Source organism: Acetobacterium sp., assembly GCF_039830195.1.
Classification (GTDB): Bacteria; Bacillota; Clostridia; order Eubacteriales; family Eubacteriaceae; genus Acetobacterium.
In genome coordinates this window covers 202,699-217,095 of sequence record NZ_JBDODG010000011.1, presented here as the reverse complement: position 1 = coordinate 217,095, position 14,397 = coordinate 202,699, and the positions used below count along the sequence as shown (strand labels likewise).

The following is a 14,397-nucleotide window of genomic DNA, read 5'->3' as shown; positions in this document are numbered from 1 at the left end:
TTAAGGCGGTTCTTTTATAAATAAATCTGTCTTTGTTTGAACGACAGGTGTAAACAAAGCTCAAACTATTTTAAGTGTGGGAAAGTGCTTTATGGTTTTAAATTGAAAAATCTATGATATAATAGACGTTAAGATTTTAAAGGAGCCGAGAAAATGAAGGAATTAATATGCAAAACAGAGAACATACACCAGTACCCCATTATCATCGAAAAAGGTATTAAAGGGCGGTTGTCCCAAATGAAGGCCCTCTTTTCCCAGTATCATAAGGTGGTCATCATCACCGATAAAAACGTCGCCAAAGAGTATTTAAGCGATGTGGAGCGTCAGGTCCGTCAGGCCGGTCCCAAGGTTTACAGCATTGTCATTCCGCCGGGCGAGGCGAGCAAATGTTTATCCCAAACGGCTGAGATTTATAACGAACTGATTAAGTGCAATATTACCCGCAGCGACGCCATTCTGACCCTGGGCGGCGGTGTGGTTGGCGATTTGGGCGGCTTTTGTGCGGCAACCTATCTCCGCGGCATTGACCTGATTCAGGTGCCGACATCACTGTTGGCTCAGGTAGATAGCAGCGTCGGCGGAAAAGTCGGGATTGATATGGATTATGGCAAAAATCTGGTCGGAGCTTTTCATCAGCCCAAGGCCGTTATCATCGATCCCTTATTCCTGGAAACCCTTGAAGATCATTACATGATTGATGGCATGGCCGAGGTTATTAAATACGGATGCATCAGCAGTGCCCCGCTGTTTGTAAAACTAATGGGTTATGCCTATTACGAGGATCTGGTGGAAGATATGGAAGATATCATAGCTAAATGCTGTCAGATCAAGCGTGATGTGGTTCAGACTGATGAGCATGAACAGGGCTTGCGCCGAATCTTGAATTTTGGCCACACCATCGGTCATGTGGTGGAGACTTATTTTAAATTTAAAAAATATTCTCACGGCGAAGCGGTTGCCATTGGCATGGCTCAGATCACCAAGAAAACCGTCGCAGAGGGGATCAGTCAGAAGGACACCTACACCAATGTTATTGAAATACTGGAGAATTATGGATTACCGACGGAGTTGCCGAAAATGCCGTTGGACAAGGTTCAGGAAATTTTGTTCACTGACAAGAAGTTTGAGAATGATTCCCTCTACATCTGTGCCCTGGAAAAAATCGGCAAGGCGCAGATTGTCAAAATCCAGAAACCCCAGGCCATCGAACTGTTTAGATAATAGAAATTAAGAGGAAGAAAATGAGAACGATAGAGATTACACCTAAGTTATTAAAGGGCAGTTTGGAAATACCGCCTTCGAAGAGTGTGAGTCACCGGGCGATTATTTCGGCGGGGTTGGCTCAGGGTGAGAGCGTGATTTCAAATGTGTTGATGTCCGAGGATATGATTGCTACCTGTGATGCGATGACAGCATTGGGAGCCTGCATTTCTTATCAGAAGGAGCAAAACGGCCGTTTTACGCTAACCATAAAGGGCTGCGATCCGCTGGCGCTGAAGGCGGAGACGATCCAGTGCAATGAATCGGGATCAACCCTGCGGTTTATCATCCCGATCGTCCTGCTCCAGCCGAAACGGGCTGTGATTACCGGAAAAGGGCGACTGGTTACTCGTCCGATGAAGCCCTATTATGAAATATTTGCCGAAAAAGGCATTCAATATAAACATTTAGAAAAAGAACAGGATTTACCTCTGGTGGTGGAAGGGATGCTGACGCCCGGCACCTATAAGCTTGACGGCGGTGTCAGTTCCCAGTTTATTACCGGGCTGCTGTTTGCTCTGCCGTTGCTCACCGGAGATTCAGTGATCGAACTGACGTCAAAGCTGGAATCCAAACCCTATATTGATATTACTTTGGACGTTTTAAAACAGTTTGGAATTGAGATCGTCAATGACAATGATCAGCGTTTTCTGATCAAAGGCAATCAGGCCTACACCCCCAACAACTACCGGGTGGAAGGCGATTTTTCCCAGGGGGCATTCTGGCTGGTGGCTGGTACCATTGGTGAGATGATGTCCTGTCAAGATTTGAATTATGCGTCGCAACAAGGGGATAAGGTCATTGTCGACATCTTAAAAGAAATGGGTGGCGATATCTGTGTTGAAGCAGATAAACTGATTATCGCGAAATCCCAAACTCAGGGAACGGTTATCGATGTCTCCCAGTGTCCGGACCTGGTTCCAATTTTAGGGGTGGTTGGCAGCTTGAGCCAGGGCACCACCACGATTATCAACGGTGAACGGCTGCGGTTTAAAGAATCGGACCGGTTGATGGCCACTGCTGATGTACTGAACAAACTGGGCGGAAAAGTGGAAGAAACAGCCGATGGTCTGGTAATTCATGGGGTTTCCGGCTTCACCGGAGGTCATGTCGAGAGTCATAATGATCATCGGATTGCCATGGCTGTAGCGATCGCATCGATTTGCGCGAACGGTAAGATTATCCTTGACGGCGCCGAAGCCGTCAACAAATCCTACCCTCACTTTTGGGAGGATTTCACAGCAATGGGAGGTGAGTGGATTGGGCTCGACATGGGGAAATAAATTTAAACTTTCGCTCTTTGGTGAATCCCACGGTAACGGCATTGGTGCCGTTATTGATGGACTTCCAGCTGGGATTGACATCGATCTGGAGCGGGTTCAGCATGAACTGAACCGCCGGGCCGCTCGGGGAAATCCTCTGGCGACGCCCCGAAAAGAAGGGGATCAAATTGAAATCCTTAGTGGCATTTTCAATGGCAAAACCACCGGCGCCCCATTGGCCGGGCTGATTCGCAATGAGAATACCCGTTCCGGCGACTATGCCAAAACCAAAGATCTGATGCGACCGGGTCATGCCGATTATGCGGCTAACGCCCGGTATGGCGGTTTTCAGGATTACCGGGGCGGTGGTCACTTTTCCGGTCGGCTGACGGCACCCCTGGTTTTTGCCGGAGCCATTGCCAAAGAGATCCTGACAGCGATCAGACCGGAGCTGGGAATCGGCAGCCGGATTGTATCGATTGGGGATGTAAAGGACGTACCTATCAGCGACTGGCAGGTTTATCAAACCTTGAAAAGTGATTTTGCAAATCCTGCCTTTCCGCTTTATCATGCCAATCTGGAAGAAGCTATGAAACAGGCGATCATTGACGCAATGGCAGATGAAGATTCCGTCGGCGGTTTGGTCGAAGGGTTTATCACCGGTCTGGAACCAGGAATCGGCAATCCCTTTTTCGAATCGATTGAAAGCCGCTTATCGGCCTTATTGTTTTCTATTCCCGCAGTAAAAGGTGTGACCTTTGGGGCGGGATTTGATGTGGTCAGCCTGCGGGGCTCCCAAACCAATGACTCGCTGAAAATGCATGACGGGCAGATTGAAACAGCTACCAATTATAACGGCGGTATCAACGGCGGTATTTCCAACGGGATGCCCATTGTTTTTCAGGTGGCCTTTAAACCGACGCCTTCCATCGGCAAAGAACAGCAGACTATTAATCTGGCCGAAAGAAAAGATGCTACTCTGAAAATTCAGGGCCGTCATGATCCCTGTATCGTCGTCAGAGCCTTTCCGGTGGTTGAAGCCGCCACCGCCATCTGTATGGCAGATTTTTTACTTTAAGGAGATTGCGATTGAAATCACTAGATGAAATCAGGAATAAAATAGATGAGATTGATGCTCAGATGCGGGTTCTGTTTGAGCAGCGAATGGATTGTATCCAGGCTGTTGCTGAATATAAATTCAATAATCACGGAAATATATTCGATCAAAACCGGGAAGAAAAAATGTTGGAAAAGAACCTGGTCCAGCTCAAAAATAAGAACTATGCCAAAGAGTATGAACGGTTTCTGCAGGAGATTCTGGTCTCCAGCAAGGATTATCAGAAAGATTGGATTGACAAAAAAGAAATGGGCGAAAGAGGCAAATAAATATGGATATCGGGATGCTTATTATTGTCTTGGTTATAGTCATTCCCGGTTATTTTCTAGTCAGACGCCTTTCGGGGACCCTCTATTCTGACAATCAGAAAATGGAAGCCGAAACCGAAAGACGCTACGGATTTCAACGCCTGGAAAATGAACGGATCGAAAAAGCCAAAGAAAAAGAAAAAGATGAAATACTAATCAAGTCTGACCCGCATAAACGCGCCCCCAAGAAAATTGTCCGCGTCGCAAAAAAGACCAGCAATACAGTGATGATGAAATACCATAACCAGGTTAGACTTGAAAAGTTAAATAAAGAAAACATTAAGCAGAAGTGACGAAAAGTCCATTTTCAAGGCGAATTCAGGCTAAATTGAATCCGAATCAGCAGCTGCGAAAAATAATTAGATATTCATAAAAAAATAGCTTTAATATTTCGGTACAATTTTATATAATAGCTACAATTAATTTTTTGCAGATGAGAATTATTTATGCATAAAAATGCGTATAGAAAGTAGAAGGAAAGATGAAGAAGTTTAATAAAGTACTAATCGCAAATCGCGGCGAAATTGCCATCCGAATTATCCGGGCCTGTCAGGAGCTTGGTATTCACACCGTGGCAATTTATGCCCAAGAAGATAAGCTGTCCCTTTTTAGAACCAAGGCCGATGAGTCCTATTTGATTACCGGTACCAATGGCCCGGTGGAAGCCTATCTGGATATGGACAAAATCATTACCCTGGCCAAGAAAAAAGAAGTTGATGCCATTCATCCCGGTTATGGATTTCTTTCCGAAAACCCGCTTTTTGCAAGACGCTGTGAAGAGGAAGGGATTGTCTTTATCGGACCAACCCATGAAATGATGGAAAAAATGGGCGATAAAATCCAATCGAAAATTGTTGCTAAAAGCGTCAATGTCCCTACCATTCCCGGGGTTGAAAAACCGATCACCTCAGATTCCGAAGCCCTGGAGTTCGCTCAAAAAGCCGGCTATCCGATTATTTTAAAAGCAGCCGCCGGCGGCGGTGGCCGGGGAATGCGAATTGTAAGGGAAGAAAAAGATCTCTTGAAAGAGTTCCATTCGGCAACCAGTGAAGCAACCAAGGCCTTTGGCGATGGTACCATTTTTGTCGAAAAATATCTGGAAGAGCCCAAGCATATTGAAGTGCAGATTCTAGGTGATAACCATGGCAATGTCGTTCATCTCTTTGAGCGGGACTGCTCAATCCAGCGACGCCATCAGAAAATTGTGGAATTTACCCCATCCTTAAGCATTAATGATGAACAGCGTCAGGCTATCTGCAAGGATGCCATCAAGCTGGCCAAAGAAGTGAATTATCGCAATGCCGGAACCATCGAGTTTCTAGTTGATAAAAAGGGCGATCATTATTTTATTGAAATGAACCCGCGAATTCAGGTGGAACACACCGTTACGGAGCTGGTTACTGGCATCGATCTGGTTCAGTCCCAGATTTTAATTGCCCAGGGCTTACCATTAAATTCAGAAGAAATCGGGATTCCCAATCAGGAATCCGTTGAAACCCGGGGCGCGGCGATCCAATGCCGAATCACCACCGAAGATCCTAAAAATCATTTTATGCCAGATACCGGACGTCTGGACGTTTATCGAACCGGTAGCGGTTTCGGGATCCGTCTTGATGGTGGCAATGGGTTTACCGGTGCCGAAATTACCCCTTACTACGACAGTCTGCTGGTAAAAAGTACGGCCTTCTCCAGAAATTTTGAAGATGCCCGCCGTAAAGCGGTGCGCGGCTTAAAAGAAATGAAAATTGAAGGGGTTCAAACCAATAAGGATTTCCTCATCAACGTACTTCAGCATCCTACCTTTATCGGCGGGAAATGCGATACCAAATTTATCGACGATCATCCGGAGTTGTTTGAGATCGAAGATCAGAAAAGTGAAGCTTCCAACGTACTCAAGTATTTTGGAAATATTATTGTCAATGAAACCTTCGGTAATAAACCGGATTTTGATGAGCCTTATATCCCAGCGATTCCAGTAGATACCGAATTCCGGGGCAGCAAACAGATATTGGATGAACGGGGACCGGCGGGTCTGGTGCAATGGATCAAAGATCAGGAGAAACTGTTACTGGTTGATACCACTTTTCGGGATGCCCATCAGTCCATCTCTGCTACCCGGGTTAGAAGTCGGGATATGATTAAGATCGCCCGGGAAACAGCAGCTCTGGCACCGGATCTCTTTGCCCTTGAAATGTGGGGGGGCGCAACCTTTGATGTGGCCTACCGTTTCTTAAAAGAATCGCCCTGGCGCCGGCTGGATGAGCTGCGTAAACGAGTGCCCAATATTTTATTCCAGATGCTGTTGCGGGGCGCCAACGCCGTGGGGTATAAAAATTACCCAGATAACGTAATCCGGGCCTTTGTACAGGAAGCGGCCAAAAGCGGAATTGACATTTTCCGTATTTTTGATTCCCTTAACTGGATGGACGGGATGAAGATTTCCATTGATGAGGTCTTAAAAACCGATAAGATTGCTGAAGTCAGCATTTGTTACACCGGCGATATTTTAGACACGTCCCGAACCAAATATAACCTGGATTACTACCTGAGAATGGCCCGGGAAATTGAAAAAACCGGGGCCCATATCCTGGCCATCAAAGATATGTCCGGTTTATTAAAACCGGGAGCCGCCTATAAACTGATTGAAGCTCTAAAACAGGAAGTCAGTATGCCAATTCATCTCCATACTCATGATACCACCGGCAATGGGGTCGCTACGGTACTCTTCGGACAGATGGCCGGGGCCGATATTGCTGACGCGGCATTGAACGGTGTTAGCGGTTTAACCTCTCAGCCGGCGCTTAATTCGATTGTGGCAGCGCTGAAGAACACGCCGAGAGACACGGGTTTAAATGAGGATGAGCTGCAGATTCTTTCTGATTACTGGAGTACTACCCGTCAGGTTTACAGCAAGTTTGAATCTGAAATGAAATCCGGTTCTACGGAAATTTATAAACTGGAAATACCGGGCGGGCAATATTCCAACCTTCGGGCCCAGGTGGAAAGTTTTGGTTTAGGCCATAAGTTTAGAGAAGTCAAAGAAAAATACATGGAAGCCAACCTGATGCTGGGTGATATTGTCAAGGTAACCCCGTCTTCAAAAACAGTGGGAGATCTGGCCATCTTCATGGTTCAAAATGACTTAACCGTGGACAACATCAAAACAAAAGGAAAAGAATTATCCTATCCGGATTCGGTGGTGGATTTTTATAAGGGGATGATTGGACAACCTGAAGGCGGATTTGATCCGGAACTTCAAAAAATTGTCCTTAAAGGAATCGAACCGATCACTGTGCGTCCCGGGATTCTACTACCGGACGAAGATTTTGATCAAATCAAAAAAGACTTCCAGGACGAATTTGGTTGTGAGTTGGACGATCGGGAAGTATTAAGTGTCGCTCTGTATCCCAAGGTTATGAAAGAGTATGTCGAATTTATTCAGGAATATGGCGATTTCATGCGGATGGAAAGCCATGCCTTCTTCTACGGATTAAAAGTGGGAGAAGTCATCGATGTGGAAGTATCCAAGGGAAAACGCTTTATCATCAAATTGGTCAACATTGGCTTACCCAATGATGAGGGGATGTGTCCACTGATGTTTGAAGTGGATGGTTTCCGTCGTGAGATCTATGTCGAAGATAAGCGCAGCCTCTCAGCCAAGCAGAAGGTCACCATGCTGAAGGCCGACCCTAAAAATCCCAAACAGATCGGATCAGGTATTCCCGGAACCGTTCTGAAAGTACTGGTTAACGAAGGGGAAGAAGTAAAACAAAACCAGGCCCTGGTTATTGTTGAAGCCATGAAAATGGAAACCGAAATGGTCGCCGCAGAAGATGGCAAGGTCAAACGGATTTATGTATCAGACGGACAAAGCGTCCAATCCGGCGAACTGATCGTCGAAATGGAATAAGCTTTAAACAACATAATCGATAAAAAAGAAGTGATCACCATTATTTAGATGATCACTTCTTTTTTTATTGTACTAAATTAGTTAGACGACGGTGAGTGAAACCGGGACACTGACGGCGGTAACCGGCAGGCAGCCTGCTTTGGTATTGGTGATTTCGACATAGTAGTAGGTGGTACCAGCCGGGCCGGAAGCATCGGCTTCAAAGGTTTTGGCGGTGGCACCATCAATCGCTTTGCCGTCGGCATTGACAGCGTCGGAGCTTTCGAACCACTGATAGGTGAGTTCGCCGCCGTCACTGATACTGGCATCAACTGAGAAAGAAGCAATGGTAGCATCCGATTTAGGGGTACCAAGCGCAGCCTGGGCAGTCCGGGTGGCCTGAGCTAAACTGGTTGCTAAAGCTACACCACTCAGTTGCGAAATACTGGTTGGCTGTTCATTGATGGTTGGCATTTCAGATAATCCGGATGTAGTGGTGGGGACAGTGGGACTGGTTTCAGCAGCCACATCAACAGGTTCGGGCGATTCCGGTAAAACAGCCGGGTCAGCGCTGGTCACTACAATTCCGGCTAATACGGTCACGGGCTCTGCATTTTCAGAAGTGATCACACAGCTATAGTAGACGGTGCCAGGAGTTGTTGATGCTGGCGGATCGTAAATTGGACCGGTTACCTCTGGCATTGGGGTTTCTACCTCACCGGTCCGGGAAGACCACTGATAGGACAAGGTTTTATCCTCCGTCACACTAGCCTCAACAAAGACCGGAGCGGGATCTTCATTTAAATAAAGTCGCTGGGATGACAGTTCGGAACTGGCGGTAATCACCGGTTGGGCCAGAACAGTCAGGGTAATCGTCGCCTGGACATTATTCAGGTTGACATAACCAGAAGGCATCACCAGGGTTCCGGTATAGGTTGTTTCACCAACTTTTTTGGTATCCACCGTATTTGGGGTCCAATTAACGGAACAGGGTAAGATTTCGCTGCCGTGACCCTGGACAATTACGACAACCGGCAGGTTATAGTTGCTGTCGTAAGCAATGGTTTCAGCAATGCCATTATTGACGGCGTTGATGGTATTGATCATGGTTACGGCGCCGATATTTGTTTTAACCGTAATTTTGCTGGTATCAGTTTTATTGCCGTCCTGAGTTCGGGCGGTGATCGTAGTCTCGCCATTGGCAACTGGTGTGACCACCCCATTCGTAACTGTGGCAACATTGTTATTGGAAGATTCCCAGATGATGGTTTGATTGGTGGCATTGGCCGGGAAAATCACGGTGTTCAGTTTTAAGGTATTGCCCATAATCACATCCGCTTCAACCGGTGTTACCTGAATCGCCTCTACCGAAATATTAATCGGTGGGCTAGGTGGAGTTGGCGGTGATGGAGGAGTGACGGGATCCACTGGATTGAGTGGCGGCACATCGTATCTTGAATTAATAAGGGTGCCAGAATTGCTGGAATCTGAATACCAGGAACTGCTGCTCCCCGCCGTGATTTCTGTCGGGCGGCTGGTATTGGTTGAGACCATTAATCCGCCATTGGGATCACTGACAACCGGTTTGGTGGTAATATAAACCACATCCGGGGTAATGGTACCGGTAATGTATAAAACATCGTTGGTGGTAGCGCTGGTGACACTGCCTTCACCAGTAATTTCGACCCGGGTTTCTGTGGCCAGAGAGGCAATCACAGCATTATTGCCAAGCGTGATGCTGGTTCCTTCGCCGGTGGCGGTTAACAAGACAGCTCCGACATTGGCGTTAAGGGTAAGTGTAACTTTGGATTCAGCCACAATTTTATCAACCACGGCATTGGCCACAAGGGTTGAGCCTCCAGCATTGGTACCAAAGCCAATCAGCTTGGTCGGTGTATTCAGGACGATGTCGCTGATGCCCCGGGACTGGATGTTTTCAATGGTGCCATTTTCCTGAGTTGTGATGGCCGTTCGGCTGGCTGCTTTGTCAACATTTAAGGTTTTAATCTTACTTTGATTGTCAACCACGATGTTGGCCGCGGCTCTGGCGGTGAGGGTTTCAACCGTTGCTTCGCCAAGTAAAACAATTTTTACCCCCTGTTTCTCAAGGATAATGTTCTGGTAGGAGCCGCCATCCAGATAAATAGTGCCTCCGCCTTTGACCAGTAATTCACCTTGGACAGCGGAGTTGGTCAACCGAATATCCCCATCGACAACGGAATCAACAACAGTCAGGTTACCAGTAAAGGTGGCATTTTCAATGTTGACATCAGAAACCTTGATCTCTCCATTCTGATAGGTCGCGGTTTCAGTGTAGGTGCCCGCCACGGTGTAATTTTTCATTTCGCTTCCTTCTTGGCTACAGCCGCGAACAAACAAAATGGCGGTAAGGAGGATAAGTAGGATAATAATAATAGAAATAATAGAGTTCTTTTTCATGACATTCCTTCCCTTTTGTATATATAATTTTTTATAGTGATCATAAGTACTCAGATTTCTTCTAAGTGTAGTAATTCTAACATAAATTATTCTTGATGTAAATAGATTGTAACTAAAATGTAAAAGAAAATTTGACTTGTAAATAAAAAGAAAAGTAAACGTCGAAAATATTCACGCACTTATTGAAGTCGATAGGGCCACGGTTCGTCTTCCTACTATAAAGAATAGTCAAAGTTACTTTTGACCAGCCAGTAACTTTGGTTATAAATACAAGTTTACATTTTGAACGCTTTTACAATTGCACATGGCAAATTATTGTGGTATGATCAATTAAAATTCAAAGCAAGAAATCTTTTGTTCATTAAAAAAATAGACGATCACGTTTTTTATTCCGAAAGAAAGAAAGGGTACTAAAATGAAAATTGATGTAAAACAAGACGGCGAAATATTGATGGTTGAACTGGAAGGTCGAATGGACACCAATACCTCTCCTGAATTTCAAAAAGAAATGGAAACTTATTACAGCAAAGAAGGATTTAAGATGATCCTGGATTTTGATAAACTGGACTTTGTGAGTAGTGCCGGATTGCGAGTTCTCCTACTGATTCAAAAGAAATCCAAAGCACTCAGCGGCAGTTTAGTGATCAGAAATGTCAAACCGGAGATTCAGGAAGTGTTTGATATGACAGGTTTTTCAGATATTTTAACCATCGAATAAGGTGATGAAATGACAAAAGATAGAAAACCGGAAGAAATTTCCAGTGACATCTTAAAGGGTAGTGAAGGTAAAAGCATTCCGGAGTTATTAAAGGAAATGCCCAATGAAAAATTAATCAAAAGCTTCTATATAATAGAAAATAGTCCTGAGGTCACACAATTGCGTGTGCTTCAGGATATTTTAAAATCCGCAGAAAATACTGAGTTTGGTAAGAAATATGGATTTGCTGAGACTAAAACGGTTGATATGTTCAGAAAAAAGGTGCCAATTTCAGACTATTCCCAGCTGGCAGCGGAGATCGATAGACTAAAAGCCGGGGCGGCGAATATTTTTTTTGACGGATCGGCGGCCAGTTTTATTGCGACCAGCGGATCCACCGGTGTTCCCAAGCTGCTTCCGGAAAGTAAAAACGGCGAACTGGTCAAAGGACTGGTTTCTCAGATTCGGGCGATCCTGTTGTTAATGCTGGCTCCGGAAGTTGTGGCCCCGGGAAAAAAGGTACTGGCAATTGCCAATCCCTCAGAATATGGAAAGACTGAAGGCGGTATCCCGATTGGCTCGGCGTCTGGTCAGGCGGCCAAAGATATGCCAATCGAGATGCTAAAAAAAATGGTGCTGCCGCCAGAAATGATGATGGCCAAAGAACTGAGCAACGAGGCTACCGATTATTTGACGATCCGTTATGCACTGGAAGAAAAAAATCTGGTTGGCGTGGTCTGCAGCAATATCGCCCACTTTAATATCTTGCTGAAAAAAATGAATGCTGCTGCCGCTGATTTGCTGGAAGATATCAGAGCTGGTCAGATATCACCAAAAATTAGTTTAGATGAAGACCTGAGACAAAGACTTGTTTCAAAATTATCGCCAAACCCGGATCGGGCCGAAGAATTAAAAACAATTCTGGCGAAAAACAAAAGCCTGGATGTGGCAGGAATCTGGCCGGAGTTTTCGGTTGTGTCCTGTTGGATGTCTTCCAGTGCGGCAAAAATAGTCGCTGATGTTAAAAAAAATCTACCCGCAACCGTGAAATTTTTGGAATGGGGTTACGGTGCCAGTGAAGGCAAATTCAATATACCAGATAAAGCCCAGGATCCGGCCGGATTGCTCGCTCTTTTTGGTTATTTTTTTGAATTTTTGCCGGTGGGAACAGAAGGTAATGAAACCGTTCTGGCGCATGAGTTAAAAAAAGGTGGCTATTACCAGTTGATTATCACTTCTTATTCCGGACTGTATCGCTATAATATGAAGGATATTGTCTATGTCGCAGAGATGAATAACCAGATTCCCAGGGTTGTTTTTGTGTGCAAGGATTCCGAACGCCTTGACATCGAAAATTTGAAGTTGATGATCTACGAAATTGAGGGATCGATTCAAGCAGTGTCCACCCAACAAAATCAGGAAATTCGCTTTTTCCAGATTTTATTGGATGCTGATCAGCGAAAACTGGTATTTATGCTGGAACCCTGCTCAGAAACGCTTGACGGTGAGTTGTTCAGAGCAGCCCTGGATAAAAGTCTGATGGCCAATAATCGGGATTATCGTAAATTGCGTAACGATAATATATTGGCGGCACCGGAGGTTCTGGTGATGCAGGACGGCTACCGGGACTCGCTATTTACCCGAGCCATTATGCCGGGGAAAAATGTGAATCAGACGAAGCTCCCGACCATTGTAAAAGAATATCCGGACAAAAGCAGTATTATTCATTGGGCAAAGGAAGGCGAAAAATGATAAAATTAATTCCCCAAATAGTCTACTCCCTTAATATTAAGAAGGGGTACAAAAAAATAGAAAATTTTGATTATTTAACAGAAAATGCCCCAGCAATCAACAAACAGCTGATGTTGGACATGCTTACAAAAAATGCTGATACCGAATACGGAAAACGCTACCATTTTGACGAGATTACCACTATTGAAGATTACAAAAAAAAGGTCCCTTTTTCGATTTATGATGATTATGCCCCCTATATCGAACGGATGATAGCGGGCGAAAAGGATCTGCTGACCAAGGATAATATCGTTCATTATGCCCTGACTTCCGGAAGTGTGGATAATCCCAAAAGGATACCGGTTTCGGAACAAACCGTTGATTTGTACCGGGAATATGCCACTCAGTTCAGCTTTGCCATCATCGCCCGGGCCCTGGGCAAAAAGTGGAAACGAGGCCGAGGCCTGAATCTGATGGAAGTAAAATTTGAAACTCTTCCCAACGGTTTGTTTGCGGGGTCCATTTCGGGACGGGGTGTTTACAGTATCAAAGACATTTTGTTTCTAATGTTTACTTCGCCTAAGGAAATTGTTTTTCCCAGAGAGATTATGGATACCAAGTATGCCCATCTTCGCTTTGCGCTGATGGACCGATCCTTATCTTATATCGCTTCGGCCTTTATGACCGCCGTTTCCGATTTGATGAAATATCTGGAAATGAACTGGGAACTGCTCGTCGATGATATCGAAAAAGGGACCATTCATCCGGATATAAAAATACCCGATGATGTTAAAGTTCAGTTGCTGACCCAGATTAAGCCAAATCCTAAACGGGCGGCAGAGTTAAGAAAAGAATTCGAAAAAGGTTTTGAGACTCCGATCATTCCCCGAATATGGCCCGAGCTGGCGTTTGTCCACGCCATCGGCAGTGGCGGATTTGCGGTTTATACGGACAAAATGCGTCATTATTTGGGGGATGTCCCCATTTATTTCAGTATTTATGCAGCATCGGAGTCGATTATGGCGATCTGCAATGAAATGGAAGCCCAGGAATTCGTGCTGATTCCGGACTCGGCCTTTTATGAGTTTATTCCGGTGGATCAGGAAGACTCGGAAGAAACCCTGACCATGGAACAGCTGGAAACCGGTAAGGATTATGAAATTGTGCTAACCAACACCTCGGGCTTTTACCGTTATCGGATCAAAGATGTGGTTCGGGTGGTAGGCTGGTATAAAAACTGTCCCAAGATCAAATTTGTCTATCGCCTCAATCAGATGGTCAGCATTGCCGGCGAAAAGACTACCGAAGAATGTATTTCCTGGGCGGTCAAGGAATTTGCCAGGGCCACCGACTGCGAACTGGTAGATTATTCGGTCTATGCCGATGTGGCAGTATCACCGGGCCGTTATGTGGTTTTCATTGAATTAGAAAAACCATTGCCCAAAGAACGGTACGATGAGTATCGCCAAATCATGGAAGAGAAGTTGGGGACGGCTAATCCTTCGATTGGGTCCAAGGTAAAAAGCGGCGTCTTGAGTCCCTCGGAGATTTCTTTTGTTCAGGAAGAAACCTATGCCCTCTATCGTGATCTGATGATCATGCGGGGAATTTCCGCGAATCAGTTAAAACCGGTCCGGGTGATTGATACCCTGGTCAAAGAGAACTTTTTCTTTGCCCTTGTGGATAAGGAGTAG

10 protein-coding genes are annotated in these 14,397 nt (G+C 45.4%); 9 read left to right on the top strand and 1 reads right to left on the bottom strand.

The window, feature by feature from the left end:
- The first annotated feature begins 153 nt into the window (after nt 1–153).
- From aroB to ABGU93_RS04595, 6 genes are all read left to right on the top strand, one after another.
- Nucleotides 154–1,221, top strand: coding sequence for a 3-dehydroquinate synthase (gene aroB, locus ABGU93_RS04620; RefSeq protein WP_347412319.1), 1,068 nt, complete (start codon nt 154–156; stop codon nt 1,219–1,221).
- A gap of 20 nt (nt 1,222–1,241) precedes the next feature.
- The gene (aroA, locus tag ABGU93_RS04615) at nt 1,242–2,543 is read left to right on the top strand and encodes a 3-phosphoshikimate 1-carboxyvinyltransferase (RefSeq protein WP_347412318.1); all 1,302 of its coding nucleotides are present in this window, start codon (nt 1,242–1,244) and stop codon (nt 2,541–2,543) included.
- Complete coding sequence (gene aroC / locus ABGU93_RS04610) at nt 2,521–3,600, top strand: chorismate synthase (RefSeq protein ID WP_347412317.1); 1,080 nt, start codon at nt 2,521–2,523, stop codon at nt 3,598–3,600. The genes aroA and aroC overlap by 23 nt, the downstream gene beginning before the upstream one ends.
- A gap of 11 nt (nt 3,601–3,611) precedes the next feature.
- Nucleotides 3,612–3,908: a chorismate mutase gene (locus ABGU93_RS04605; RefSeq protein ID WP_347412316.1), complete on the top strand. Its 297-nt coding sequence runs from the start codon at nt 3,612–3,614 to the stop codon at nt 3,906–3,908.
- A 2-nt stretch (nt 3,909–3,910) separates the two neighbouring features.
- The gene (locus tag ABGU93_RS04600; protein ID WP_347412315.1) at nt 3,911–4,240 is read left to right on the top strand and encodes a hypothetical protein; all 330 of its coding nucleotides are present in this window, start codon (nt 3,911–3,913) and stop codon (nt 4,238–4,240) included.
- A gap of 188 nt (nt 4,241–4,428) precedes the next feature.
- A complete protein-coding gene (locus tag ABGU93_RS04595; RefSeq protein WP_347412314.1) occupies nt 4,429–7,857 on the top strand; it encodes a pyruvate carboxylase in 3,429 nt (1,142 codons plus the stop codon).
- Between the two features lie 81 nt (nt 7,858–7,938).
- Here ABGU93_RS04595 and ABGU93_RS04590 read toward each other — a convergent pair whose 3' ends face one another.
- A complete protein-coding gene (locus tag ABGU93_RS04590; RefSeq protein WP_347412313.1) occupies nt 7,939–10,179 on the bottom strand; it encodes an Ig-like domain-containing protein in 2,241 nt (746 codons plus the stop codon).
- Between the two features lie 511 nt (nt 10,180–10,690).
- On the opposite strand from ABGU93_RS04590, the gene ABGU93_RS04585 reads away from it, so the two are divergent.
- The 3 genes from ABGU93_RS04585 to ABGU93_RS04575 are packed head-to-tail and all read left to right on the top strand — an operon-like array spanning nt 10,691 to nt 14,397.
- Nucleotides 10,691–10,993: an STAS domain-containing protein gene (locus ABGU93_RS04585; protein WP_347412312.1), complete on the top strand. Its 303-nt coding sequence runs from the start codon at nt 10,691–10,693 to the stop codon at nt 10,991–10,993.
- A gap of 9 nt (nt 10,994–11,002) precedes the next feature.
- A complete protein-coding gene (locus tag ABGU93_RS04580; RefSeq protein WP_347412311.1) occupies nt 11,003–12,724 on the top strand; it encodes a GH3 auxin-responsive promoter family protein in 1,722 nt (573 codons plus the stop codon).
- Nucleotides 12,721–14,397 carry a GH3 auxin-responsive promoter family protein gene (locus ABGU93_RS04575; protein ID WP_347412310.1) on the top strand — a complete coding sequence of 559 codons (1,677 nt, stop codon included), beginning with the start codon at nt 12,721–12,723 and terminating at the stop codon, nt 14,395–14,397. Before ABGU93_RS04580 ends, ABGU93_RS04575 begins: the two co-directional genes overlap by 4 nt.

Coding starts and splice junctions, on each gene's coding strand:
- ABGU93_RS04600 (WP_347412315.1), top strand. CDS start 3,911: ATGGATATCGGGATGCTTATTATTGTCTTGGTTATAGTCATTCCCGGT.
- ABGU93_RS04585 (WP_347412312.1), top strand. CDS start 10,691: ATGAAAATTGATGTAAAACAAGACGGCGAAATATTGATGGTTGAACTG.
- ABGU93_RS04575 (WP_347412310.1), top strand. CDS start 12,721: ATGATAAAATTAATTCCCCAAATAGTCTACTCCCTTAATATTAAGAAG.
- aroA (WP_347412318.1), top strand. CDS start 1,242: ATGAGAACGATAGAGATTACACCTAAGTTATTAAAGGGCAGTTTGGAA.
- ABGU93_RS04595 (WP_347412314.1), top strand. CDS start 4,429: ATGAAGAAGTTTAATAAAGTACTAATCGCAAATCGCGGCGAAATTGCC.
- ABGU93_RS04590 (WP_347412313.1), bottom strand. CDS start 10,179: ATGAAAAATTACACCGTGGCGGGCACCTACACTGAAACCGCGACCTAT.
- ABGU93_RS04580 (WP_347412311.1), top strand. CDS start 11,003: ATGACAAAAGATAGAAAACCGGAAGAAATTTCCAGTGACATCTTAAAG.
- aroB (WP_347412319.1), top strand. CDS start 154: ATGAAGGAATTAATATGCAAAACAGAGAACATACACCAGTACCCCATT.